The 24,932-nt window shown below is 59.9% G+C and carries 21 protein-coding genes and 5 tRNA genes; 7 read left to right on the top strand and 19 right to left on the bottom strand.

Annotated elements, in window-relative coordinates:
* Position 1 precedes the first annotated feature (1 nt).
* The 5 genes from MFF34_RS17135 (at position 2) to MFF34_RS17155 (ending at position 5,516) form a co-directional block, all read left to right on the top strand.
* Positions 2-232, top strand: coding sequence for a helix-turn-helix domain-containing protein (locus MFF34_RS17135; protein ID WP_081874717.1), 231 nt, complete (start codon positions 2-4; stop codon positions 230-232).
* A gap of 81 nt (positions 233-313) precedes the next feature.
* Complete coding sequence (locus tag MFF34_RS17140) at positions 314-1,462, top strand: phage major capsid protein (RefSeq protein ID WP_238215440.1); 1,149 nt, start codon at positions 314-316, stop codon at positions 1,460-1,462.
* Between the two features lie 130 nt (positions 1,463-1,592).
* Positions 1,593-1,790 carry a hypothetical protein gene (locus MFF34_RS17145; RefSeq protein WP_033698165.1) on the top strand — a complete coding sequence of 66 codons (198 nt, stop codon included), beginning with the start codon at positions 1,593-1,595 and terminating at the stop codon, positions 1,788-1,790.
* A gap of 244 nt (positions 1,791-2,034) precedes the next feature.
* A complete protein-coding gene (locus tag MFF34_RS17150) occupies positions 2,035-5,223 on the top strand; it encodes a phage tail tape measure protein (RefSeq protein ID WP_238215441.1) in 3,189 nt (1,062 codons plus the stop codon).
* 8 nt (positions 5,224-5,231) lie between these two features.
* Positions 5,232-5,516 (top strand): hypothetical protein, encoded by a 285-nt coding sequence (locus MFF34_RS17155; RefSeq protein ID WP_238215442.1) that lies wholly within the window; start codon positions 5,232-5,234, stop codon positions 5,514-5,516.
* Between the two features lie 74 nt (positions 5,517-5,590).
* On the opposite strand, the gene MFF34_RS17160 is transcribed toward MFF34_RS17155, so the two are convergent.
* Positions 5,591-6,928, bottom strand: coding sequence for a HEPN domain-containing protein (locus MFF34_RS17160; RefSeq protein WP_238215447.1), 1,338 nt, complete (start codon positions 6,926-6,928; stop codon positions 5,591-5,593).
* A 104-nt stretch (positions 6,929-7,032) separates the two neighbouring features.
* Here MFF34_RS17160 and MFF34_RS17165 point away from each other — a divergent pair, with 104 nt between their 5' ends.
* A complete protein-coding gene (locus tag MFF34_RS17165) occupies positions 7,033-7,824 on the top strand; it encodes a DUF5677 domain-containing protein (RefSeq protein WP_238215449.1) in 792 nt (263 codons plus the stop codon).
* 36 nt (positions 7,825-7,860) lie between these two features.
* Here the strand turns inward: MFF34_RS17165 and MFF34_RS17170 are convergent, their stop codons facing one another.
* The 3 genes from MFF34_RS17170 to phnN all read right to left on the bottom strand — a co-directional run bounded on the left by MFF34_RS17170 (position 7,861) and on the right by phnN (position 9,009).
* Complete coding sequence (locus MFF34_RS17170; protein WP_238215451.1) at positions 7,861-8,103, bottom strand: hypothetical protein; 243 nt, start codon at positions 8,101-8,103, stop codon at positions 7,861-7,863.
* A 112-nt stretch (positions 8,104-8,215) separates the two neighbouring features.
* Positions 8,216-8,292 (bottom strand) — tRNA-Arg (locus MFF34_RS17175).
* An 87-nt stretch (positions 8,293-8,379) separates the two neighbouring features.
* On the bottom strand, positions 8,380-9,009 hold the full coding sequence (phnN, locus tag MFF34_RS17180; protein ID WP_238215452.1) for a phosphonate metabolism protein/1,5-bisphosphokinase (PRPP-forming) PhnN: 630 nt from the start codon (positions 9,007-9,009) through the stop codon (positions 8,380-8,382).
* A gap of 347 nt (positions 9,010-9,356) precedes the next feature.
* On the opposite strand from phnN, the gene MFF34_RS17185 reads away from it, so the two are divergent.
* The gene (locus MFF34_RS17185) at positions 9,357-9,683 is read left to right on the top strand and encodes an Arc family DNA-binding protein (protein WP_003254499.1); all 327 of its coding nucleotides are present in this window, start codon (positions 9,357-9,359) and stop codon (positions 9,681-9,683) included.
* 192 nt (positions 9,684-9,875) lie between these two features.
* Here MFF34_RS17185 and mgtE read toward each other — a convergent pair whose 3' ends face one another.
* The 15 genes from mgtE to MFF34_RS17260 all read right to left on the bottom strand — a co-directional run bounded on the left by mgtE (position 9,876) and on the right by MFF34_RS17260 (position 24,618).
* Entirely contained in the window at positions 9,876-11,318 is a 1,443-nt protein-coding gene (gene mgtE, locus MFF34_RS17190; RefSeq protein ID WP_027593075.1) for a magnesium transporter, read from the bottom strand.
* Positions 11,319-11,695: 377 nt separating this feature from the next.
* Positions 11,696-11,772: transfer RNA gene (locus tag MFF34_RS17195), tRNA-Arg, on the bottom strand.
* A 72-nt stretch (positions 11,773-11,844) separates the two neighbouring features.
* A tRNA-Arg gene (locus tag MFF34_RS17200) sits at positions 11,845-11,921 on the bottom strand.
* Between the two features lie 72 nt (positions 11,922-11,993).
* Positions 11,994-12,070, bottom strand: a tRNA-Arg gene (locus MFF34_RS17205).
* A gap of 107 nt (positions 12,071-12,177) precedes the next feature.
* Positions 12,178-12,268 (bottom strand) — tRNA-Ser (locus MFF34_RS17210).
* Positions 12,269-12,340: 72 nt separating this feature from the next.
* Positions 12,341-12,529 carry a carbon storage regulator CsrA gene (gene csrA / locus MFF34_RS17215; protein ID WP_003254503.1) on the bottom strand — a complete coding sequence of 63 codons (189 nt, stop codon included), beginning with the start codon at positions 12,527-12,529 and terminating at the stop codon, positions 12,341-12,343.
* A 160-nt stretch (positions 12,530-12,689) separates the two neighbouring features.
* Positions 12,690-13,925, bottom strand: a complete 1,236-nt coding sequence (locus MFF34_RS17220; protein ID WP_027593076.1) for an aspartate kinase — start codon at positions 13,923-13,925, stop codon at positions 12,690-12,692.
* An 84-nt stretch (positions 13,926-14,009) separates the two neighbouring features.
* On the bottom strand, positions 14,010-16,634 hold the full coding sequence (gene alaS / locus MFF34_RS17225) for an alanine--tRNA ligase (protein WP_238215453.1): 2,625 nt from the start codon (positions 16,632-16,634) through the stop codon (positions 14,010-14,012).
* Positions 16,635-16,960: 326 nt separating this feature from the next.
* Positions 16,961-17,968 (bottom strand): succinylglutamate desuccinylase, encoded by a 1,008-nt coding sequence (astE, locus tag MFF34_RS17230; RefSeq protein WP_027593078.1) that lies wholly within the window; start codon positions 17,966-17,968, stop codon positions 16,961-16,963.
* Between the two features lie 10 nt (positions 17,969-17,978).
* Positions 17,979-18,269, bottom strand: a complete 291-nt coding sequence (locus MFF34_RS17235) for a hypothetical protein (RefSeq protein ID WP_027593079.1) — start codon at positions 18,267-18,269, stop codon at positions 17,979-17,981.
* A gap of 14 nt (positions 18,270-18,283) precedes the next feature.
* A complete protein-coding gene (gene astB / locus MFF34_RS17240) occupies positions 18,284-19,633 on the bottom strand; it encodes an N-succinylarginine dihydrolase (protein ID WP_238215454.1) in 1,350 nt (449 codons plus the stop codon).
* Between the two features lie 23 nt (positions 19,634-19,656).
* Positions 19,657-21,120 carry a succinylglutamate-semialdehyde dehydrogenase gene (gene astD, locus MFF34_RS17245; protein WP_238215455.1) on the bottom strand — a complete coding sequence of 488 codons (1,464 nt, stop codon included), beginning with the start codon at positions 21,118-21,120 and terminating at the stop codon, positions 19,657-19,659.
* On the bottom strand, positions 21,121-22,149 hold the full coding sequence (astA, locus tag MFF34_RS17250) for an arginine N-succinyltransferase (protein WP_027593082.1): 1,029 nt from the start codon (positions 22,147-22,149) through the stop codon (positions 21,121-21,123).
* Between the two features lie 86 nt (positions 22,150-22,235).
* Entirely contained in the window at positions 22,236-23,255 is a 1,020-nt protein-coding gene (gene aruF / locus MFF34_RS17255; protein WP_238215456.1) for an arginine/ornithine succinyltransferase subunit alpha, read from the bottom strand.
* A gap of 142 nt (positions 23,256-23,397) precedes the next feature.
* Entirely contained in the window at positions 23,398-24,618 is a 1,221-nt protein-coding gene (locus MFF34_RS17260) for an aspartate aminotransferase family protein (protein WP_238215457.1), read from the bottom strand.
* Positions 24,619-24,932 lie beyond the last annotated feature (314 nt).

Consider the following 24,932-nt stretch of genomic DNA (forward strand, 5'->3'; position numbering starts at 1 on the left):
CATGGTGGACGTTGAACAGGACGTTACCGAGCGGCTGGCCCAAGCCGGCATCACGCCATTGATTGGGGGCCTGGTTCCCGAACCGGCCACGGCAGATCTGCTGGGATATGCCCCCAGCTACCTGCGCCGCCTGGCTGCCGAGGGTCGTTCACCGCTGCCATTCGTGCGCCGTGGCAATCGGCGGTTCTACAAAATAGCCGACATAGTGCGCTTTGCGACGGATACCGACTGAGGACGTCGAAGTTAACCGCTGACCGGGGTGTGCGTGCGCGCATAGGGTAGAGGACATCAACTCAACACTCCGGAGAATCCTATGCCAGACCCGTATCAGCAGGACGTCAGCCAGCTGAACCAAGCCATCACCAAGATCGGTGCGCAGATCACCGAGTTCAAAGAAGGCCTCAACACCAAGCAGGCCGAGCTTAGCGCCCGCTTGCTCGAAACTGAACAGAAGCTCGCCTCTGGCCGCCACGGCAGCGCAGCCCCTAGCGGCGGCATTGATCGCAACGTCGTCACTGCTAGCGTTCTCGAAGCAGACGGAGTAGGCGAAATGCGCAACGGTCGCCAGAAGTCCACCGGGCAAATCAATTGCGAGGTGGGCATCCGCGCGGCGATCACCAACCCGAATAAGGGTGGGACCGACTCCACCAGTTATCCAACCGCGCCACAGCGTGACGGTGCTGGCATCCGTGGCATTCCCCAGCCGCGCCTCACCTTGCTCGACGTTCTGCCAGTCATCCCTGTAACCAGCGCCACCTACGAATTTGTACGTCTCGATGGTTACCTGAACGGTGCGGCCTACCAGAAGAAAGAAGGCGACGAGAAGGCCGAGGGTGAAGTAGCGGGTAAACCCGTGCGCGCTGAGATCGCCACCATCGCCACCTGGATTCCAGCAAGCCTGCAGGTGCTGCAGGACAACGATCAGCTCAGTGGCCAAGTGGATCTGCTGCTGGGCGTGGGTGTGCGTCAGAAGCTGGAGGCTGAACTGATTACCGGCGCTGGCGGCGATGGCGAGATCCTCGGCTTCAACGCCCAGGCCACCGACGCAGGGATCACCACCGGCCAGCCAGTTGACCGCATCGGCGCCGCGCTCACTGACCTCAAGGCCGAAGGCTGGAATCCGAACGTTATCGTGATGAACCCGCGTGACTGGTTCGCTATTGAAAGCGAGCGGGCCGAGGACGGCGATGGCCAGTATGTGATCGGCACGCCACGCGATCCCGCGCCGCCCAGCCTGTGGGGTACACCTGTTGTCGTCACCAACGGCATGCCGCAGGGCAAAGCGCTGATCCTCGACACCACCACCGCCGCGCTGCTGGACCGTCAGCAGGTAACTGTCGAGGCCAGCCGCCACGACGGTGACAACTTCCGTCGCAACCTGGTGACCATTCTGGCCGAGCTGCGCGCCGGCTTGGCGGTGTTCGCTCCTACTGCCACTCGCCTGGTGACGCTGACTCCGTAAGCGCAAGCGTGGGTTAGCTGTGAGTGCCACGTAGCCCCTAACCGCAGCAGTCGGAGCCCTTCTTTCCTTTGTGGGGTGATCCGGCACTGGCCCGCACTCGCGGGCCTTTTCATTCACACCGGAGAAGACCATGAGCCATACCCATCTACCCAAGCCAGTTCAACGAGCCCTTAACCAGATCGCCCACAGCCGCGCCCTGTTGCGCCAGATGGAGGAGCGTGAGCGGTTGAGCAAAGAGATCGATCGACTGTTGGCCAGCGGCCTGAGCGCAGCAGAAGCGCTGGAGCAGATCCGGTCGGCGCCGCCGTACATCGCGCCGACCTACTGAGGGGGGCGGGTCGAAAGCCTGGAAGGTCCGCTGACCTAGACCGCCTAGGACCCCACGTACACATTTTTTCCAGTGTTAAAAAAAAGTTAAAACGAGGTTAACACCATGCCGAACGTGCATGGGGCTGTAAGCCACGGAAACAGCGGCATAGACGCCGTTATCTCCCTCTGGCGGATGTTAACCGAGTTAACACCTTTAACCTCGAAAAGTTAACGCTTTAACCTCCGAGTTAACTGGAGCCTCCATGGCGGATACAGACGTTCAGGGCATGCTGGTACGCATCGAAGCGACAACCGCGCAGCTCCGCAAAGAGATTGCGCGGGCCGATTCGAGCGTGGCCCAGGCCAGTGGAAAGATAGACAACAGCCTCAAGCAGGTGGACGAAGCATTTGACCGGGTTGAGGCGCACTCGGTCGCCCTCCGTGAAGGTGTCAGCAGGGCCTTCACAGGAGTCGGGATCGCTGCTGCCGGCGCAGTTGCCGGCCTGGTGGCGCTGACCACTTCGACCCTGAGCTATGCGCAGCAAGTCCAGAACTTGGCCAGCCTGGCCAACACCTCGGTAGAAGACTTCCAGCGCTTGTCGGTCGGCGCGAAGACTGTAGGCGTCGAGCAAGAAAAGCTCGCGGACATTTTCAAGGACACCACTGACCGCGTGGGTGAGTTCATCTCTCGCGGCGGCGGCGAGCTGCAGGACTTCTTCCGTGAGATTGCCCCTCAGGTAGGCGTCACAGCAGAGAGCTTCAAGAACCTGTCCGGCCCCGATGCCTTGCAGCTCTACTACACCTCGCTCGAAAAAGCCGGTGCCAGCCAGCAGCAGATCACCAGCTACATGGAGCAGATGGCGGACGAGGCCACCGCCCTGGTGCCGCTGCTCAAGAATGCTGGCGCCGGATTCCGAGAGGCCGGCGACCGAGCCGAGGCAACGGGCGCCATCATCTCGGCGTTCGATATCGGCCAGATGGTCAAGCTGAACAAGTCGGTTCAGGATCTGGAGAATTCGTGGGATGGTGCGGCCCGCCAGCTTGTCGTGGGACTGCTTCCAGGAATTGAGAGCGTCACCAACAAGCTCCAAGGGATGACTGATAACGGCGCCTCCGAAGCCCTGGGCTCCGCAATCGCGTTCTTGGCGGATAACGTCAATATCCTGCTGGGCGTGATCGGCACCAAGCTGACGGCAAGCTTCATCGGCTACGTCGCCGCCCTCGGCAAAGGCATTGGGTCGACAGTTGAGGCGACTCGCGCAATCAATGCCCAGGCGCAAGCGGCACTGATGGCGGCAAAGGCCGATCAGATCGCCGCAACTTCCGCTGTGGTTCGAGCAGAAAAAGAGGCTGCGGCAGCCCGGGGCACAGCGGTTCAGACTGCCATGTCGATTGAGCTCGCACAGGCCCGCATGGCCGAGGCAGCCGCGACCACCCGACTTGGCGTAGCCCAGGCGGCAGTGAAATCATCGTCAGGCGTACTGATGACGTTACTCGGCGGGCCTGCCGGCCTGGCTTCCCTTGCCGTAGGAGCAGGGATCGCCTTCCTGACCATGGGTAGCAACGCCCAGTCGGCCGGCGCTGACCTTGAGGAGCTGAAACGCCCCATTGAGGAGTTGCGTAAAGCCTTCAAGGAGCTGGACAAGGACCAGCGCAACGCGAAGCTGGTAACCGCCATGCGCGAGCAGGAGCAAGCCGCCGCTGCCGCTGATGAGTCGTTCAAGGACTTCCTCAGTACGGTTAAGCAAGGGGTTGGCTCCACGGTCGGTGCCCGTATCTCTGGCGAGGCTGACGAAGCGCGTAAGGCTGGCCAGGGCCTTTCTGACTGGCTGGACGACCTGAACAAGCGCTTCAAGATCCCGCAAGAGGCCATGCGGAGCATGCGCGAGGCGGCGGGCGGTTACTCGTCTCTCGAAGATAATGCGAAGAAAGCCGGTGAGCGCGTCTCGGTGTACACCAAAGAACTGAACAGCGCGAAGGAGACAACCGACGCGGCCGGGGATGCTAACGCCAAGGCCACCTCGGCGGGTCAGACGTACCTGGACACGCTGGACAAGCAGTTGGCCACCCTCAAGGACAAGACCGCCGCCGAGGCCGCCGAGCGCTTCATCACGGACAACAAGATCAAGTCCGAAAGCGACCTAGCCAAGCAGATCCGTGAGCGGGCAAAGGCGGTAGACGCACAGAAAGAAGCCGACAAAGCCGCCACCCAGGAAACCAAGGACGGCACGAAAGCGGCTTCGCAACTTGCTCAGATGCTGGATAAGGCTGCGAAATCGCACCTGCAGCTGAAGAAGATTTACGACCCGGTAGGCGCTGCGGCAGATGAATTCAAGTCACAGGTGGAAGACCTGGATCTGCTGCTATCCAAAAATAAGATCACCTCCGAGGAGTACAGCCGTGGCATCGCTGGCCTGGCCGACCAGTTCAATTCTGCTGTCCAGGCTTCCACCGGCCTCTCCCAGGCCATGAAGTACCAGGCCGACCTTGAGCGTCAGCTGGCGATCGCTCGGCAGCAGGGGGATGCTGCCGCCGCCGCGATTGGAATGGGCGACAAGCGCTCTAGCCGCGCCCAGTCCCGCCTGGCGCTCGAGCAGGAGAATAACAACAAGATCCTGGCGCTGCGTGATGAGCTGGCCACCGCCTCGAACGAGAAGCAGCGGCAAGAACTGGAGAAGCAGATTGCCCTCCGGCAGGAATACGGTGCCAAGCTGGTACAGGCGCAGGAAGACAGCTTCGCCAAGATCGACTCAGCCCAGGCCAGCTGGAGCAATGGTGCGTCGGCTGCCTTCGAAAACTACCTCGACAGCGCTGCTGACGTTGCCGGACAGACACAGGACCTATTCACCAACGCATTCGGCAACCTTGAGGATGGAGTCACCCAGTTCGTGAAAACGGGCAAGTTCGAGTTCAAGGATTTTGCTGACTCGATCATTGAGGACCTGATCCGCATCCAGGTGCGCCAAGCCGCTGCCGGATTTTTGGGTACCGCATTCAGCTTCCTTGGCGGCGGTGGCTCGGCTCTTGGCCAAGGCACCATGACCGGCTTCAGCGAGGTCATTCTTAACGCCAAGGGTGGCGTCTACGACTCGCCAAGTCTGTCCTCGTTCTCCAACCAGGTGCACGACAGCCCGCAGATGTTTGCATTTGCCAAGGGCGCGGGAATCTTTGCCGAGGCCGGGCCTGAGGCGATCTTGCCCCTGCACCGTGGTCCCGATGGTTCGCTCGGTGTCATGGCCAGTGGTGCTGGGGGCGGAGGTGGTGGTGATGGAGAGTCCTCGATCAGCTTGGGTGGTATCACTCAGCAATTCTACTTCGGTGCAGGGGTGGACGCGGCAACCAAGGCTGATGTGAAGAAGTCTGGGCGTGAGGCCATCCAGGGTGCCTACGAAATGATGCTACGAGATTTCAAGACCAACGGCGCCGGCCGGCAATTGCTGTCTAGGCGATAGGAGAGACGATGAAAATTACCGATCTGGACCTAGAAGAAATGATCGTGCAGATAGCCGGGGCAGTATCACCTTTTGTGTTTGGTGATTTAGGCCCAGGAACGTCGGCAAAGACCTACACCGAGCGCGCCAGCCTGCAGGGTGAGGTGATGGGGAGGATTCTGGCCGTGCTGATGGTGGATGAGGTTTGCGGCGATACGGTGGCCAACAATGTCGAGTCGTGCATCCGCCACATGCAGGAGCAAACTTTGAAGCAGCTGCGTTCGAAAATGGTCCGAGCGGCGCAACCAGTCTGAACCAAGCTGCTGAGCGACAAAGGGGTGTCCTCAGATCTGAGGACATCACCCGAGCAGAACCATCATCAACGATTTCAATTGACGCCGCCCTTTCCTCCATCAGTCAATAGTTTGGTAGCGCGTAAGTTATGCATTCGGTCTACCTCTGCCTTTATCTTTCTCCTAGTATCGAAGCCTCCGCGAGCTAGCTGGCCAATTTCCAACAACACCCAAGAAGCCCACTTACTAACGACCGCTACGTCTTTTGCCGCAACGTGACCGTGCGCCCCATCATGAACTGCGACGCATCGCAAATCATACAGCTTCTTAATCTGGGCTTCTAACTCATTCCACTTATCAGGCGGTGAAAACCTAAAAGAGCCATAGGTAAGACAAGCTGTCGTACCTCTTACAATTTTCTCAGTCGTACTTGGAGCACCGGGAACATGCTCCTTAATAGAAAAGAAACATTCAATACAGCTCCAAAATTTCACAAGCTTCATTTCTAGAGCACAATCAGTCTGAGCATCAAAAAACCAGTACAAACCACGCTTGATTAGAATCTCAATCTCGCTAGGAGATTTGGACTCAATTACGCTAACCAAGTATTGGAACCAATCACAAGCGACAAGCCCATCCGCATGTACAGCACTCATACGCAGCGCCTGCAGATTCTCCGCATTAAAGGAGGTCCTTAGCTTTTTAGACATCATATCGTAGCTAAACCAGTTCGCTTCGTTAGGTTTAGAGCGACCAGCCATACTTGGCATCAGCCGTACTGCTAACCCACCATATTCTAGAACTGTTGTAAACGAAACTGCCAGGAGCCCACAAACCATCCTTACCAGGTCGAAAAATTCGCTTTCTGCATAATCCATACTCCCTGTAAGTTCAGCACTCACCCACAAACCACGCTGCATTTTATTCCAAATAGCTGTTTTGTTTTGCTCTTGAGCATCGGAACCCTCAAGCACAGAATAGAGAGGCCGCTGTATTTTTATATTACCTATATCAAACTCATCAATATCATCAAACTCTAGACCATGAAGTGTTGTATAAAACCTGCGGGGCGCCACCATTTCATAAGCTATATTTCTTGCTCGCTCAAAGTAATGATCAAACGATACCCCTGGATTATCTTGCTCGTATAACTCCCCAAGAGCTTTCCGGCATGCAGAATCCACATCAGACTCAAGCACACATAGCTCGGACATGAGAACAGGGAACACGATAGTAATCAGCGATTCGAACGCACTTCGTGCTTGATCTGTGAAATAAACCTTACTACCGCTTGGTGTTGCAACTTCACGAGCTAGCCTATCTAAGAACTCGTAGGACTTTAGCGCATCGTATGGATTTTTAAGATTAGATGCAGTGAGCAAAACACCTAAATTCAATTCAGCTATACGGATCTTTTTAGGATGAACATTCACTCAAAGCTCTCCTGCCTTAACCAGGACAACGATAGAGCACATTAGCTTGCACTTTACCGAATCGAGAATACACTTCATATACATCACTTATGGCGCTCCATTCAATGAATGACTCATTCCAGTTTTGTGGTTTTTTATCGGTAGAGGCGCAAGATCATTTTACGCGAAATATCCGACGCGAAGCGTCAGCTTGGTTTCACCTTGCCGAAGAATCTAGCCTGGCTCTGACCAAGCTAGCACATGCTGCTATGGACCAAGTTCAGACCAGCTCGATGGAACCTCGCGCAATCGGCGTAAGGGTCTTGCTCCGGTGCGTGGGTCATCTGCAGGGTTCTATTTTGCTCGTGGAGAGAGGTATGACCGCTGAATCAAGAACGTTGATTCGATGCATGCTTGAAGGTGCCTTTACCCTCGCGGCTCTGCTTCGCGAGCCAACCGAAGTGGTGAAGATCCTTCGCGATGACGCTGAGAAAAGCCGACGCATGCAAGCGAAATACATCCGCTCGCAAGGCTTGATCAACGCTGGAACGGCAATGGACAAGCTTGAAGAATTGATCAAGAAAAGTGATAGACCTGAATTCATGTCACCGAAAGACATGTCATCGAAAGGTGTGCTGTCGGCATGGTACCTGAAGTACCAACGGTTCTCGGACGATTCCGCGCACCTCACCGCTAGATCTCTTAATCGGCACGTCAAAAAATCAGGCCACTGCTGGCAGTACCGGTGGGAGCCAGGATCCACTGAAGAAAACTCAGCCACCCTTTATGAAGCGGTCAATATCGCAATTGCGATTGGGCTAGGAGCGTCCGAGTTGATTGGGGATACCAGCGTCGTTGCAGAACTGTCTAAGCTGGCCGAGCTATGCGGAGAGATGCCCGACGTGCAAGTCATTTAGCAGTCATGAGACGCCGGTGCCGAATGCAATCCGCTCTTAGTAAGTGGCGTAGAGATGGCTCACGCATGTGCCACAAACCTGGCGACCCAGCCTCGCGCTCTCAGTGCGTGCCTCGCCTTCTTTAAGGCAGGTCTTGACCTGATCGGAGGTTTCCGCTTTTGCCATCTTTCGGCAGATGGATTTCAGCCTTGATACACAACCGGTATCAGTCTTATCGGCAAGAAAAATGTGGACTTCTTCCGTGTTTTCCTTCTTACGCAACGAGTACACGACGGTCATAGGCTCTCTTCCTGAGGTCTGTGGGGTTGCCTGACCATAAGCGTTTGCACCCACAATGCACCCGCGCCGTAAGTGGCCAAGCTAGCAATTGGTGTAAGGCGCCCGAAAAATATGGCGTCCCAGGCAGGAATTGAACCTGCAACCTTCCCCTTAGGAGGGGGATGCTCTATCCAATTGAGCTACTGAGACGCAAGAACCGGCAGTGAACACTGCACGGTTGGACGGCCAGCATGTTAACCAGCATGCTGCCGTTTGTCATGCTGCAACAGGCCTTTTTCACGTAATCCTTTTCTGCGGTTCCGTGGCTGGCTGGGTCGGGCACGGGATCACGCCTTCATCATGAAGCAGTTTGAACAACCCGGTCACCGCTGCGTCGAGCGTAGTGGAATTGTCCAGCACATGCACGGCAGGGTCGTCGAAGGCCAGCAGTCCCGCATTACGCGCCAACCGCTGTTCGATCTCGTCCGGGGTTTCCCTGCCTCTAGCCAGCAAGCGCTGGCGCAGTACCTGAGACTTAACGTCGATGAGCACTGCCAGAAGATCCGGGTAGCGCAGCCGCGCTTCAGCCAGATAGGCACGGGAGCCATTCACCAGCACCGCGCTGCCCGCTTCCAGCCATTGATCAACGTGCTGCGGGATCCCGTAGCTCAGCCCATTGGCTTGCCAATGCATGGCAAATGCACCCTGCGCACGCATCGCTTCGAACTGTTGGGCAGTGACGCCTTGGGCTGCTTCTCCCTTGGCTTCGGCCGAGCGCGTGATGATGCGGCGAGCAATTTTTACCCCGGCAGCAATGAGTTGCTCGCGCGCGGCATCGATCAGGGAATCTTTCCCTGAACCCGACGGTCCTATCAGAAATATCAGGCGGCCTGTCGCTGATCGCCGTGCGCTTGCGTCATGTTGCATAGCCACTATGCTCTATGGAAGGAAACCCGCGCATTCTAGGAGTTTTCTTGGCCTTTTGCTGCGTTTTACCAGTTTTTGACGGCAGAAGACTGACGGCGGGACAAGTCGGAGCATGTAAAACTTTTCAAACCAGTGCTCATTTCTGATAATTGGTACTGGCAGAAAGCCTTTACCGGGCTCACTATTTGTCACAGAATTGACGCCAAGGAAACGGCGACCATGAGGCAAGATGAGCATCCAATTTTCCACGAGGGTTGAACATTTTGTTGTCGCCACGGTCGTATTTCCACCCCGTGCGGCCAATTTGAGAACCGCGTCCCCTGAACCAGTAAATCCGGTCAATTTATATGCGCCCAATGAAACAGGCTATTTACTCCAGCCGCACCGCTGACAAGTTTGTCGTCCGCCTGCCAGATGGGATGCGTGAGCGCATTGCCGAGGTAGCGCGCAACCATCACCGCAGCATGAACTCCGAGATCATCGCGCGCCTGGAACAGAGCCTTATCCAGGAAGGCGCGTTGGGTGACGAGCTGAGCATGCGCCTGGACAGCCCTGAACTGTCCCTGCATGAGCGCGAGTTGCTGCAACGCTTCCGCCAACTGTCCCACCGCCAGCAGAACGCTCTGGTCGCCCTCATCGCTCACGATGTAGAAATGGCCGCCGACGCTTCCTGAAGGTTGCCAGCGAACACAAAAAAGCCAGCGTAAGCTGGCTTTTTTATTGTTCGTCACATCATCAGCAATCGTGTGCAGGAGCAACCTTGCGCTGCGAAGAGGCCAGTGACAACGCCATGAATGTTGACTGCTATCAGTGGCCTCTTCGCAGCACCAGGCTGCTCCTACCGGCCATGGGCTGGCCCCTATGAATCAGAGCAGGAACAGCGTCGCCAAGCCCAGGAAGATGAAGAACCCGCCGCTATCGGTCACTGCCGTGATCATCACGCTGGAGCCCATCGCCGGATCGCGCCCCAGGCGTGTCAGGGTCATCGGGATCAACACCCCCATCAACGCTGCCAACAGCAGGTTCAAGGTCATAGCCGCGGTCATCACCAGGCCCAACGACCAACTGCCATACAGCCAGAACGCCACCGCACCGATCACGCCACCCCAGATCAAGCCGTTGAGCAACGATACAGCCAGCTCCTTGCGCATCAGGCGGCTGGTATTGCCTGGCGACACCTGGTCCAGCGCCATCGCGCGCACGATCATGGTGATGGTCTGGTTGCCGGAGTTACCACCGATACCCGCCACGATCGGCATCAAGGCGGCCAGTGCCACCAGCTTCTCGATCGAACCCTCGAACAGGCCGATCACCCGCGAAGCCAGGAATGCGGTAATCAGGTTGATGGCCAGCCACGCCCAACGGTTGCGCAGCGAACGCCAGACCGAGGCGAAGATGTCTTCTTCTTCGCGCAGGCCGGCCATGTTCAGCACTTCGCTCTCGCTCTCTTCACGGATCAGGTCGACCATTTCGTCAATGGTCAGACGGCCGATCAGGCGATCGCTTTTGTCCACCACCGGGGCGGATACCAGGTCGTAACGTTCAAAGGCTTGAGCCGCGTCGTAGGCATCTTCCTCGGGGTGGAAGGACACAGGGTCGGTCGCCATGACCTCTGCCACCTTCTTGTCCGGGTCGTTGACCAGCAAGCGCTTGATGGGCAGCACGCCCTTGAGAATGCCGTCATAGTCGACCACGAACAGTTTGTCGGTGTGGTTCGGCAGCTCTTTCAGGCGGCGCAGGTAACGCAATACGACTTCGAGGCTGACGTCTTCGCGGATGGTGACCATCTCGAAGTCCATCAACGCACCGACCTGCTCCTCGTCGTAGCTCAGCGCCGAACGCACACGCTCGCGTTGCTGGGCATCGAGGGTTTCCATCAACTCGTGAACGACGTCGCGCGGCAGCTCGGGTGCCAGGTCGGCCAGTTCGTCGGCGTCCATTTCCTTGGCAGCGGCGAGCAGCTCGTGATCGTCCATGTCGGCGATCAGCGATTGGCGAACCGAATCGGATACTTCAAGCAGGATGTCGCCGTCGCGGTCCGAGCGCACCAGCTGCCAGACCGTCAGGCGGTCTTCCAGGGGCAATGCTTCGAGGATGTAGGCGACGTCGGCGGGGTGCAGGTCATCGAGCTTGCGCTGCAGCTCAACGAGGTTCTGGCGGTGGACGAGGTTTTCGACCAGGTCGTGATGAGCACCCTCCTGGCGGTGGGTGAGGTCTTCGACCACGCGCTGGCGCTGCAGCAGTTCAACCACCTGAGCCAGGCGATCCTGCAGGCTCTCTTGCGCTTTCTTTACTTCTACTTCAGTCATAGGCGAACTCCACTCCCAGCAGCGGAGCACGCCGGGGGAATCAATCGGTCAGATCTTTCTGTATGAATCTTGTTAAGGAGTAACTACTGGGTAAGTCCATGGTGGTATTCCACAAGCCCCGGCGGGGCTGACGGGCGCAATCATACACTGCCTAAGCTGTCAGATCGCTTAAATTTTTGGCCAGAACAATCGTTTGCGAGATAAAGCTAGGACAACGCTCGAAGCTATGTGTGCGACGGCGCAAGCAAAAGAAAAAACACAGATGCCGCGCAAAAGATTATCGGGCCGGTTTATGTGCAGTCTAGCGGGCATCACTGAGAAACAGTGAACGGGAGAAAACAAAAAGCCCGCTCATTTGAGCGGGCTTCTTGATTGTATGGCGGACTCAGCAGGATTCGAACCTGCGACCGCTCGGTTCGTAGCCGAGTACTCTATCCAGCTGAGCTATGAGTCCGTGGTCGGTATTTTTAGGCCAGATTACCACTGGCTTGTTGAAGCGTCTTTGCAAGCAGAGCCACTTCAAAAGTGGCGGACTCAGCAGGATTCGAACCTGCGACCGCTCGGTTCGTAGCCGAGTACTCTATCCAGCTGAGCTATGAGTCCGTGGTTGGTAGTTTTAGACCAGATTACCACTGGTTGTTTGAAGCAGCCTTGTAAGCAAAGCCACTTCAAAAGTGGCGGACTCAGCAGGATTCGAACCTGCGACCGCTCGGTTCGTAGCCGAGTACTCTATCCAGCTGAGCTATGAGTCCGTGTCTTGCCGCGCATTATAGGTCGCTGAAACATTTTTGCAAGAACTTTTTTCGTTTAATTTCAACTACTTAGCGTTCTTACTGTTTACAGCGGCCTAAGCGAATAATGGCGGTGAAGGGGGGATTCGAACCCCCGATACCCTTATGAGGTATACTCCCTTAGCAGGGGAGCGCCTTCGGCCACTCGGCCACCTCACCGCAACACGAGGCGAATATTAAAGAACCTCTTTCACCTTTGCAACCCTTTTTTTGAAAAAAACTTCAAAAGAATTAAAGGCTTGGCTCCTCGTCCTTCTCTTTCTTGATCCGCAGGTAGATTTCCTCGCGGTGCACAGCCACTTCTTTCGGGGCGCTGACGCCAATACGCACCTGGTTGCCTTTGACGCCAAGCACCGTCACGGTGATCTCGCCGTCTCCAATGATCAGGCTCTCGGCGCACCGGCGAGTCAGAATCAACATAGCTTTCTCCTTACGCAAAACATTCAGGGATAACAGTCTTTGGTATCGGGGGCCTGGTCGTGGACGACGACCCAGCCCTGGTTGCCCACCCCGCAGCAGCGCGTGCGTGGCGAGCAGAAACGCGAAGGGCGCGGCAAGCCGCGCCCTTCCAGGCAGCGCCTTACTCGCCCTGTCGGGCAGGAGCGTCCAGTTCGAACGCGGTGTGCAGCGCGCGTACGGCCAGCTCCAGGTACTTCTCTTCGATCACGACCGAAACCTTGATCTCGGAGGTGGAGATCATCTGGATGTTGATGCTCTCCTTGGCCAGGGCTTCGAACATGCGGCTGGCAACACCTGCGTGGGAGCGCATGCCAACGCCAACGATCGAGACCTTGGCGATCTTGGTGTCGCCGATCACTTCACGGGCACCGATTTCGCGGGCGGTGTTTTCCAGCACGTTCTGCGCCTTCTCGTACTCGTTGCGGTGTACGGTGAAGGTGAAGTCGGTGGTGTTATCGTGCGCCACGTTCTGCACGATCATGTCGACCTCGATGTTCGAGGCGCTGATCGGGCCGAGGATCTTGAAGGCCACGCCCGGGGTGTCCGGCACGCCGCGAATGGTCAGCTTGGCTTCATCACGGTTGAAGGCGATACCGGAAATGATCGGCTGTTCCATGGATTCCTCTTCATCAATGGTAATGAGGGTACCCGGACCCTCCTTGAAGCTGTGCAGCACGCGCAGCGGGACGTTGTACTTGCCGGCGAACTCCACCGAACGGATCTGCAGCACCTTGGAGCCGAGGCTGGCCATTTCCAGCATCTCTTCGAAGGTGATCTTCTCCAGGCGCTGTGCCTGCGGCACGACGCGCGGGTCAGTGGTGTAGACGCCATCGACGTCGGTGTAGATCTGGCACTCGTCAGCCTTGAGCGCCGCCGCCAGGGCTACGCCGGTGGTGTCGGAACCGCCACGGCCGAGGGTGGTGATGCTGCCGTGCTCGTCGACCCCCTGGAAACCTGCAACCACGACCACACGCCCTTCCTTGAGGTCGGCGCGAATCTTCTGGTCGTCGATCTGCAGGATGCGGGCTTTGTTGTGCGAGCTGTCGGTCAGAATGCGCACCTGGTTACCGGTGTAGGACACCGCTGGCACACCACGCTTGATCAAGGCCATGGTCAGCAGGGCAATGGTGACCTGCTCACCGGTCGACACGATCACATCCAGTTCACGCGGAACCGGCTGATCGGTGATCTGCTTGGCCAGATCGATCAGGCGATTGGTTTCACCGCTCATGGCCGACAGCACGACCACCAGGTCATCGCCCGCCTCACGGTGTTTCTTGACCTTTTCGGCTACCTGCTCGATCCGCTCGATGGAACCGACAGAGGTGCCGCCAAATTTCTGTACGATCAACGCCATTTCAATGGTGCCTCAGCCCATACAGGGCCCCAAAAAACAATCCAACATGAAGGAGCCGGCGACTAGACCGCCGGCCCCCTCATCTCAAAGTCCCTGCTCTGCGAACGGCACGGCCAGCGCCAGGGCCTGGTCCAGCGCAGCGACGTCGACGCCGCCACCCTGGGCCATGTCCGGACGGCCACCGCCCTTGCCACCCACTGCCGCAGCGGCTTGTTTCATCAGATCGCCAGCCTTGAGTTGGCTGGAGAGGTCCTTGGTCACGCCGGCCACCAGCACGACCTTGCCCTCATGCTCACTGCCCAGCAGGATCACTGCGTGGCCGAGCTTGTTCTTCAGCTGATCGACCAGGGCCAGCAAGGCCTTGCCATCTTGCCCATCCAGGCGAGCGGCAAGCACCTTGGCACCCTTGACCTCAACGGCCGCGTTGGAGAGATCATCCCCGGCGGCGCTGGCGGCCTTGGCCTGCAGCTGTTCCAGCTGCTTCTCCAGCTGACGGTTGCGCTCGAGCACCGCCGACAGCTTGTCGATCAGGTTGTCACGGTTACCCTTGACCAGTTGCGCGGCTTCCTTCACCTGCTCTTCAGCAGCGTTCAGGTAGGCCAGCGCAGCCGCGCCGGTAACCGCTTCGATACGACGCACCCCAGAGGCCACGCCGCCTTCGCTGATGATCTTGAACAGGCTGATATCGCCAGTGCGCTTGGCATGGATACCCCCGCACAGCTCCACCGAGAAGTCGCCACCCATGCTCAGCACGCGCACGGTATCGCCGTACTTCTCGCCGAACAAGGCCATGGCGCCTTTGCGCTTGGCGGTCTCGATGTCGGTCACCTCGGTCAGCACTTCGGTGTTGCGGCGCACTTCACGGTTGACGATGTCTTCCAGGGCCTTGATCTGCTCTGGCTTGACCGCCTCGAAGTGGCTGAAGTCGAAACGCAGGCGCTGGCTGTCGACCAGCGAGCCTTTCTGTTGTACGTGATCGCCCAGCACCTGGCGCAGCGCTTCGTGCAGCAGGTGAGTGGCGGAGTGGTTCAGCGAGGTGGCGTGCTGCACGTCGGCGTCGACCTTGGCCTCGACCTCGGCACCCACGCTCAATGCACCGCTGGCAACCACACCGTGGTGCAGGAAGGCACCGCCGGTCTTGGTGGTGTCGCGCACGTCAAAGCGCACGGTACCGGCCTGCAGGAAGCCGCTGTCACCCACCTGGCCGCCGGACTCGGCGTAGAACGGCGTACGGTCGAGGATCACCACGCCCTGCTCGCCTTCGCCCAACTGCTCGACGGCCTGGCCGTCCTTGTACAGGGCAATGACCTTGGCCTGGCCTTCGGTGGTGGTGTAGCCCAGGAAGTCCGTGGCGGTGTCGACCTTGACCAAGCTGTTGTAGTCCATGCCGAAGGCGCTGGCAGAGCGCGCACGCTCACGCTGAGCGTCCATTTCACGCTCGAAACCGGCTTCGTCGATGGTCAGCTCGCGCTCGCGGGCGATGTCGGCGGTCAGGTCCATGGGGAAGCCGTAGGTGTCGTACAGTTTGAACACCACGTCACCCGGCACCACGTCACCCTGCAGTTGCGCCAGGTCCTGCTCAAGGATGCGCAGGCCTTGCTCCAGGGTCTTGGCGAATTGCTCTTCTTCAGCCTTGAGCACGCGCTCGATATGCGCCTGCTGGCTCTTCAGCTCTGGGAAGGCTTCGCCCATCTCGGCCACCAGTGCGGCAACGATCTGGTAGAAGAAGCTGCCCTTGGCGCCCAGCTTGTTGCCGTGGCGGCAAGCGCGGCGAATGATGCGGCGCAGCACGTAGCCACGGCCTTCGTTGGACGGCAGCACGCCGTCTGCGATCAGGAAGCCACACGAACGGATATGGTCGGCGACCACTTTCAACGACGCCTGGCTGTCATTGCTGCAACCGATGGCCTTGGCCGCGGCGCTGAGCAGGTTCTGGAACAGGTCGATCTCGTAGTTCGAGTGAACATGCTGCAGTACCGCACTGACACGCTCCAGGCCCATGCCGGTGTCTACCGAGGGGGCAGGCAGCGGGTGCAGGACGCCATCGGCGGTGCGGTTGAACTGCATGAAGACGTTGTTCCAGATCTCGATGTAGCGGTCGCCGTCTTCTTCCGGCGAGCCGGGTGGGCCGCCCCAGATGTCGGCGCCGTGGTCGTAGAAGATCTCGGTGCAAGGGCCGCACGGGCCGGTATCGCCCATGGTCCAGAAGTTGTCGGACGCGTACGGGGCGCCTTTGTTGTCACCGATGCGCACCATGCGCTCGGCCGGCACGCCGATTTCCTTGGTCCAGATGTCGTACGCTTCGTCATCGGTGGCGTAGACGGTGACCCAGAGCTTTTCCTTCGGCAGGTTCAGCCACTTGTCCGAGGTCAGGAAGGTCCAGGCGTAGGTGATCGCGTCGCGCTTGAAATAGTCGCCGAAGCTGAAGTTGCCCAGCATCTCGAAGAACGTATGGTGACGCGCGGTGTAGCCGACGTTTTCCAGGTCGTTGTGCTTGCCACCGGCGCGTACGCATTTCTGGCTGCTGACGGCGCGGGTGTAGGCGCGCTTTTCCTGGCCGAGGAAGCAGTCCTTGAACTGGTTCATGCCGGCGTTGGTAAACAGCAGGGTCGGGTCATTGCCCGGGATCAGGGAGCTGGAGGCAACTCGGGTGTGTCCCTGCTCTTCGAAGAAGCGAAGGAAGGCTTCACGGATTTCTGCGCTTTTCATAGGTTCTTCCACGGAAACGGCGGCCCTGGTGGGCAAACGCGTCGACGAAACGACGGCAAAGGGCCGCATTATATCGGTCCTGCAAACTCGGTGCAGTGTGTTTATGCGATGGAAAACGTCGAATAGACGGTTTTCAGGCGGTTGCAAACGAAAATGACATGATCGGATGCTAATTGCAGCCTTTCGCCACTGGCAAGCCCATTACGGCCGAAGGGAAGGGAAAATGGAATAGACGGTGAATTAAAAGGATTTCATGGTGAAACAGGATCCAATAAAGCTGCATTTCCGGTAGGCGCAGCCTTGTGCTGCTCCTACAAGGGCGGTATTCAGCCTAGGCGCTGGCCCGAATCCGGTACTACCAGAATTCCCGCGCGCAGCCCGTTTTTTACCTTGGGGTTGGGGAAGATGATCCGCGCGCCCTCCTCCTCGACCACCCAGCGCATTTCGGCCAGGTCTTCGGCCAGCAGGTAACCCTTGCTCAGCTCGGAGAAGTTTTCGATATCCGCCGGCAAGTGCAGGCGGAAGCCCTCGCTGTGCTTGATGATCTCGCGGGCGACGCTGAACAGTTTCAAGCCCTCCAGCGAGTCTTCAGTCTCAGGCTCGGTGCCTTCGATGATCTGGATCAGGCGCTCTTCCAGCTTGTCGAGGTTGACCTGCTCGTTCTGCCCAAACGGCCGCGCCTTGCCAAGCTCCAGGGTGAACGCCTCGGCGTCGAGCTGCTCGTAGGTGAAGGCGCTGAAGGTAATGGACGACTTGCTCTGCAACAGCACGGCCTCCATACCCGCTGCGGCCAGGCGCGCCAGCTCCCGGCGGGAATGCTTGCGCCCTTCCTTGTAGGGGTACAGGGCAAACTGCTCGATCTTCGAGCCACGGATGGCGGTATGCAAGTCGTAATGCAGGCGGGGGCGGCCCGGCTTGCTGAAGAACACCCGGGCAAACTGTTCAAGCTCGGCGGCGCGCAGCGCCTCGAAACCACTGGACAGCTCGTGGCGACCATTGAACAGGCGGTTGATGTCCTGCTCGACGAAGCGCTCGCCCTTGCGGATGGCCGCCGGGTTGCCGAACAGGAACAACACCCGCGAACGCGGCTTGATCTTGCCATTGGCCACGCCATGCAACAGGCGCTCGAGCAACTCGATCGGCGCCGTTTCGTTACCATGGATACCGGCCGACAGCAGCAGGTCGAGCCCACTGTCCTCATGCTCGGGCGGGCGCACCTCAAGGGCGCCCTCCCCCAGCCAGCGCAAACGCACGCCCTTGGGTGTAACTTGGGTCTTCTCGGCCGGTTCGTGATCGGTCAAGGTCAGCTCAAGCAATTTGCCGAGGGCGAGCATAGGCACTTCCTTAGTGGTGGTGGCCGCAATCAGGGCCATGGACGTGATCGTCGCCATCAGCGGCTTCAGCCAGCTCCATTTCCAGCTGCAGGCTGACCAGGTTGGTGGCCATCGGGCGCAACAGCAGGTTGGCATACTCGGTGTCGTTTTCATCGACATCCACGCCAATCAGCAACTGGCCGCGGCCGTCCTGCTGAATCCACACTTCCTTGCCTTGCCAGACCACAGCAAAACGGGTGCAGGAGGTTTCCAGCTGGGTGCCGTCTTCGTCTTCGAGGATCAGGCGCAGGGCATCGGTCATTACTTAGTCTCTCTTCAAGGTTGGCGTTGGAACGGATAGACCGAACCCAATTTCAGAATCTGGGTCAACTCATCCAGTGCCGTACGGCATTCGACCAGCAGTTGCGGATCGGCCAGCTCCGCTTCGCCAAGGCGATCGCGGTAATGCTTGTCGACCCATTGCAGCAGGGTGTCGTACAGCGGCGCGGTCATGATAACGCCTGGATTCACTGCCGCCAGCTCCGATTCCTTCAATGCCACGCGCAGACGCAGGCAAGCAGGGCCTCCGCCGTTCTGCATGCTCTGCTTGAGGTCGAACACTTTGACCTCTTTGACCGGGCCGCCCTGCTGGGTCAGTTGCTCCAGGTAGGCCCAGACGCGCTCGTTACTGCGGCACTCTTCCGGCACTACCAGCAGCATGGAGCCGTCGTCACGGCTGAGCAGCTGGCTGTTGAACAGGTACGAACGCACGGCGTCATCTACTGCCACCGCCGCACGCGGCACACGGATGGCCTGGAAGTTGCCGCCCTTGTTGGCCAGTTTAGCTTGCAGCTGGCCAAGCACCGCATCGGTCTCGAGGAAGGCGTCCTCGTGGTAGAACAGCACCTCGCCGTTGCCCACCGAAATCACGTCATTGTGGAACACGCCCTGGTCGATCACTGCCGGGTTCTGTTGAGCGTAGACCACGCCGTCGTCGCGCAGGCCGTGCAGCCGCACCACGGCCTGGGACGCCTCCAGGGTTTGCCGCGCCGGGTACTTCTGCGGCGCAGGGTAGCGGCTGTCGAAGGCGCTGCGGCCGTAGACGAAGAATTCGACGCCCGCCTCGCCATAGCTGCGGCAGAAGCGGGTGTGGTTGGCCGCGCCCTCGTCGCCGAACTGCGCCACCGCCGGCAATGCCTCGTGGTGAGCGAAGTGCTTGGCATCGGCGAACATCGCCCCCAGCACACGGCTGGTGGTCGGGTGCTCGATGCTGCGGTGGTATTTGCAGTTGAGGTTGGCAGCGGTGAAATGCACGCGGCCATCGGCGGTGTCGGCACTGGGGCTGACCGTGGCGGCGTTGGCCACCCACATGCTCGAGGCCGAGCAGCTGGCCACCAGCAACGGCATGGCCTGCTTGGCGGCGCGCTGGATCACTTCGGCATCGCTGCCAGTGAAGCCCAGGCGGCGCAGCGCAGCCACGTCCGGGCGCTCCTGCGGGGCCAGCACGCCCTGCTTGAAGCCCATGTCGGCCAAGGCCTTCATTTTTGCCAGGCCCTGGCGCGCCGCTTCACGCGGGTTGGACGCCTGCTGGCTGTTGCTTTGCGAAGCCACATTGCCGTAAGACAAGCCGCCATAGTTGTGGGTAGGCCCCACCAGGCCATCAAAATTCACTTCATAGGATTTCATCGGCTAGGCTCCGAGACCGTTTGTTATAGGGTGACGCCCGGCGTCAAGGTTGCCGGCAAGGCGAGGCTGGCGGTCTCCAGCGAAGCCACGGGGTAAGCGCAGTAGTCGGCCGCGTAATAAGCGCTGGCGCGGTGGTTGCCGCTGTTGCCGACACCCCCGAACGGGGCGCTGCTGGCAGCGCCGGTCAACTGTTTGTTCCAGTTGACGATGCCCGCCCGGCTGCGCAGCCAGAAGTACTGGTAACGGGCGCGGGAGTCGGACAGCAGCCCGGCGGCCAGGCCGTACTGGGTGTTGTTGGCCTCATCGATGGCGGCCTCGAAATCGGCGTAGCGAATCACCTGCAGCAACGGGCCGAAGAACTCTTCGTCCGGGCGGTCGGCAACGGCGCTGACATCGAGAATGCCCGGTGTCAGCAACGCGGCATCAGCCTCGGGCTGGGTCATTTCCAGCAACTTCACGGCGCCCTTGCCCACCAGCTCGGCCTGGGCTGCGATCAGCGCCTGTGCTGCCTGCAGCGAAATCACCGAACCCATGAACGGCGCTGGCTGCTGGTCGAAAGCGCCAACGGTGATGCTTTTGCACACCTCGACCAGCCGCGTGATCAACGAATCGCCCCACGCCCCTTGCGGCACCAGCAGGCGTCGTGCACAAGTGCAGCGCTGGCCAGCAGAAATAAAGGCCGACTGGATGATGGTGTACACCGCAGCGTCCAGGTCCTTGACCTCGTCCACCAGCAACGGGTTGTTGCCACCCATCTCCAGCGCGAGGATCTTGTCCGGGCGCCCGGCGAACTGCTGGTGCAACAGGTTGCCAGTGCGGCTGGAGCCGGTGAAGAACAACCCGTCGATACCCGGGTTGGCCGCCAGCGCCACACCGGTTTCACGCGCGCCCTGGACCAGGTTGAGCACTCCGGCAGGCAGGCCAGCGGCGATCCAGCAGTTGACCGTCAGTTCGGCCACCTTGGGCGTCAGCTCGCTGGGCTTGAAGACCACGCAGTTGCCCGCCAGCAGTGCCGGCACAATGTGCCCATTGGGCAAGTGGCCGGGGAAGTTGTAGGGCCCGAACACCGCCACCACACCGTGGGGCTTGTGCCGCAGCACGGCCGTGGCATCGGCCAGTGGGCCGCTTTTTTCACCGGTGCGCTCACGGTAGCTCTGTACCGAAATCGCCACCTTGTTGATCATGCTGGTGACTTCAGTCGCCGATTCCCACAGCGGCTTGCCGGTTTCTTCGCCGATGCAGTGCGCCAGCGCTTCGGCATGCTGCTTCAGCTGTTCGGCGAACTTTTCCAGCACATCGATACGTGCCTCCAGGCTCAACTGTGCCCAGGCCGGAAAGGTCTGGCGCGCAGCCTTCACGGCAGCGTCAACCTGGCTGGCGTCGGCGCCCTGCCCGTCCCAGACAACGGCCTGGGTCACGGGATTGAGCGATTGCAGGGGTGCTCCCTGGCCGGCCTGCCAGTGGCCGGCGATGTAATGCGTGGTCATTTACTGGGCCTCCCGGCTTGCCGACAGCGGCACGGCACGCACGTTGTCGCCAGCCCCCATGCGCAGGCGCTTGGCGGTGAGCGGGTCGACCACCAGGGTGCCAGCCGCCAGGCGTGCAGGCGCGGCCGTGATGCGGCAGTCGTCGCGTTTGCGGTTGTGGATGATGTAAGGGGTGGCGTCATCGCCCGGGGTACCGACCGCCAGCACCAGGGTCTGGCTTTCGCGCACGGCGCGAATCTTCGCGGTCTCGCACTCGATGGCGGGGCCTGCGTCGAAGATGTCGACATAGCCCTGGTAGTTGAAACCTTCCTGCTTGAGCATGGCCAGCGCAGGCTCGGTGTCGGTGTGCACACGCCCGATCACGTTACGCGCGGCTTCGGAGAGGAAGCAGGTGTACAGCGGGAACTTAGGCATCAGCTCGGCGATGAACGACTTGTTGCCCACCCCGGTCAGGTAGTCGGCCTGGCTGAACTCCATCTTGAAGAAGTGGCGGCCCAGGCTTTCCCAGAACGGCGAGCGACCCTGCTCGTCGGACATGCCGCGCATCTCGGCAATGATCTTCTTGCCGAACAGCTCCGGGAACTCGGCGATGAACAACATCCGCGCCCGCGACAGCAAGCGGCCATTGAGGCCGGAACGGTAGTCACTGCGCAAAAACAACGAGCACAGCTCGGAGTTGCCGGTCAGGTCGTTGGCCAGGAACAGGGTGGGGATCTCGCGGTAGATGTTCAGCTCCTGCGAGGCGCTGACAGTGAGCCCGACCCGGTAGTTGTACCAAGGCTCACGCAGGCCGACGGCCCCGGCGATGGCACTGATGCCCACCACCAGGCCCTCGTCGTTTTCCAGCACGAACAGGTAGTCGGTATCGCCCCGCTCGGCCTCGCCACGGAAGCTCTTCTCGGCCCAGCCCACGCGATGCCCAAGGCGCTCTTCGTTGGCTGGCAGCGTGGTCAGCCCGGTGGTACCGGTGCTGCGAGCCAATTCGATCAGCGCGGGTAAATCGCTGCTGCGTACGGGACGAACGATCATGCTATCTCCTTGAGCGGCGACCTCTGCCACCGCGAAACGCTTCGTTTCGAGCTTGCTGTTTCGAGCTGCCTGCGCAGGCTCACGCCTTAGACGGCAACCAGCCGCACGCTTGCACCCTCACCGACACCCAGGGCCTCGGCTGCGTCACGCCCCAGGCTGACCGGCTTGCCGGGCACCCAGTCGAGTTCCAGCAACACCGCGCGGTAGTCCTGCAACTGGCCGTTGCACACCAGGTACGGGCGCCCACCCTTGGCCGGGGCCTCCTCCAGCTTGACCGGTACTACACGGCTCTGGGCAATCGAGCGGATGCCCGAAGCCCGTGCGTGCAAGGTCGGCCCGCCGTCGAAGATGTCGATGTAGTGCTCGGTCTCAAAGCCTTCACGCATCAGGATGTCGAAGGTGATCTGCGCCCGCGGATGCACTTGGCCCATGGCCTCCTGGGCTTCGTCGGGCAGCAGCGGCACGTAGATCGGGTAGTGGGGCATCAGTTCGGCCAGGAAGGTACGGCTCTTCAGCCCGCACAGGCGCTCGGCATGGGCGTAGTTGAGGTCGAAGAAGTTGCGGCCTATGGCATCCCAGAAAGGCGACTCGCCCTGATCGTCGCTGTAACCCACAATCTCGGTCACCACCGAATCGGCAAAACGCTCCGGGTGCGAGGCCATGAACAGCAGGCGGCCGCGCGAGTTGAGCTCGGCCCAGCCGCTGCCGACCAATTCGGGCAGCACGTAGAAGCTGGTCAGCAAGCTGTTGCCAGTCAGGTCGTGGCACAGCGAGAGAACGTGGATCTTGTTGTGGATCTTCAGCTCGCGCGAGGCGTGCACGAAGGTCTCGTTACGGAAACTGTAGAACGGCTCGGAGTAACCGGCCGAGGCGACGATGGCCGAGCAGCCGGCAAGCTTGCCGGTGTCGCTGTCTTTGAGCACGAAGAAGTAGCTTTCTTCGCCATTGAAGCTGACCTCGGCGGCGAAGGAGGTTTCCGACGCGGCGATCTTGTCGCCCAGACGGGCAGTATCGTCCGGCAGCGAGGTGACACCAATGGGGCTGTCGGCAGCCATGCGCTGCACTTCGTTCAGGTCAGCCATTTGCGCGGGGCGCATCACCAGCATGGTGTCACTCCTTTGGTAAAGCGGGCCGTTCGTGACGGCACGAAAAAACGGCGGGCGCGTGATTGAAACGGCAAGCACGCGCCCGCACTGGAATTCAGCTATCGCCGGCCCGCTAAGGGCCGGCGAAGGGACCGCTGGCGAATCAGCCTTGGGTCAGTTTGGCCACGGCGCGCTCGAAGCGGTCCAGACCTTCATCGATGTCGGCGTCTTCAACCACCAGGCTAGGCGCGAAACGCACCACGTCCGGGCCGGCCTGCAGCACCATCACACCTTCTTTCTCGGCGGCGTTGAGCACGTCCTTGGCCTTGCCCTGCCAGGCGTCGGTCAGCACGCAACCGATCAGCAGGCCGACGCCACGCACCTGGGAGAACAGGCCGTACTGCTGGCCGATCTGCTCCAGGCGGGTTTTGAAACGCGTGTGCTTGGCCTTGATGCCGGCCAGGGTTTCAGGGGTGTTGATCACGTCCAGCACGGCGCAGGCAACGGCGCAACCCAGCGGGTTACCGCCATAGGTGGTGCCGTGGGTGCCGACGGCCAGGTGTTTTGCCAGCTCCGTGGTAGTCAGCATGGCGCCGATTGGGAAGCCGCCACCCAGGCTTTTGGCGCTGGTCAGGATATCCGGGGTTACACCGTAGTGCTGGTAGGCGTACAGCGAACCGGTACGGCCAACGCCGGTCTGCACTTCGTCGAAGATCAGCAGGGCATTGTGCTCATCGCACAGCTTGCGTGCGCCTTCCAGGTACGCCTTGTCGGCCGGTACCACACCACTTTCGCCCTGGATCGGTTCGATTACCACGGCGCAGGTCTTGTCGGAAATCTGTGTTTTCAGTGCTTCCAGGTCGTTGTACGGCACATGGCTGATGCCGGTGATCTTCGGCCCGAAGCCATCGGAGTACTTCGGCTGGCCACCGACGCTGACGGTGAACAGGGTACGCCCGTGGAAGCTGTTCACGGTGGCGATGATTTCGTGCTTTTCAGGGCCGAAGCGGTCATGGGCCACGCGACGGGCCAGCTTGAAGGCGGCCTCGTTGGCCTCGGCGCCGGAGTTACAGAAGAAGGCACGGTCGGCAAAGGTCGCGTCTACCAGCTTGTGCGCCAGGCGCAGGGCCGGCTCGTTGGTGAAGACGTTGGACACGTGCCAGAGGGTGTTGGCCTGCTCGGTCAGCGCCTTGACCAGTGCCGGATGGCAGTGACCCAGGGCATTGACGGCGATACCGCCAGCAAAGTCGATCAGCTCGCGACCCGACTGGTCCCAAACCCGGGAACCCTCGCCTCGGACAGGAATGAAGGCCGCCGGCGAATAGTTGGGAACCATGACCTGGTCGAAATCGGCACGTTGCACCGGGGCTTGCTCAACGGACATCTGAGTCTCCTGAAGAGGAACGCTGGCCTGGAAGTGGCGAGCGATGGGGGGATTGTAAGGACTGATCAGCGCCTGTCCTTGCGGCCAAGCGACAACTTGTTACAGCGCAAAACCCTGTTTAACCCAGGCTTTCGGCAATGCGACAAACACTGTCGCAATCGCGCAGTGTAACGGGAGTGGGTGGCTGGGTGAACGGGTGTTCACACGGAATTGGGCGGGGGGGGGGCGCGGGTGTAGGGCGATGATGTGGCGGTGGCGCGGAAATCGAGCGCCGCCCTCACCCCCAAGGCATTCGCCCGAACCCAACCAGAATC

The sequence above is a fragment of the Pseudomonas sp. PAGU 2196 genome (assembly GCF_022179005.1).
Lineage (GTDB): Bacteria > Pseudomonadota > Gammaproteobacteria > Pseudomonadales > Pseudomonadaceae > Aquipseudomonas > Aquipseudomonas kermanshahensis.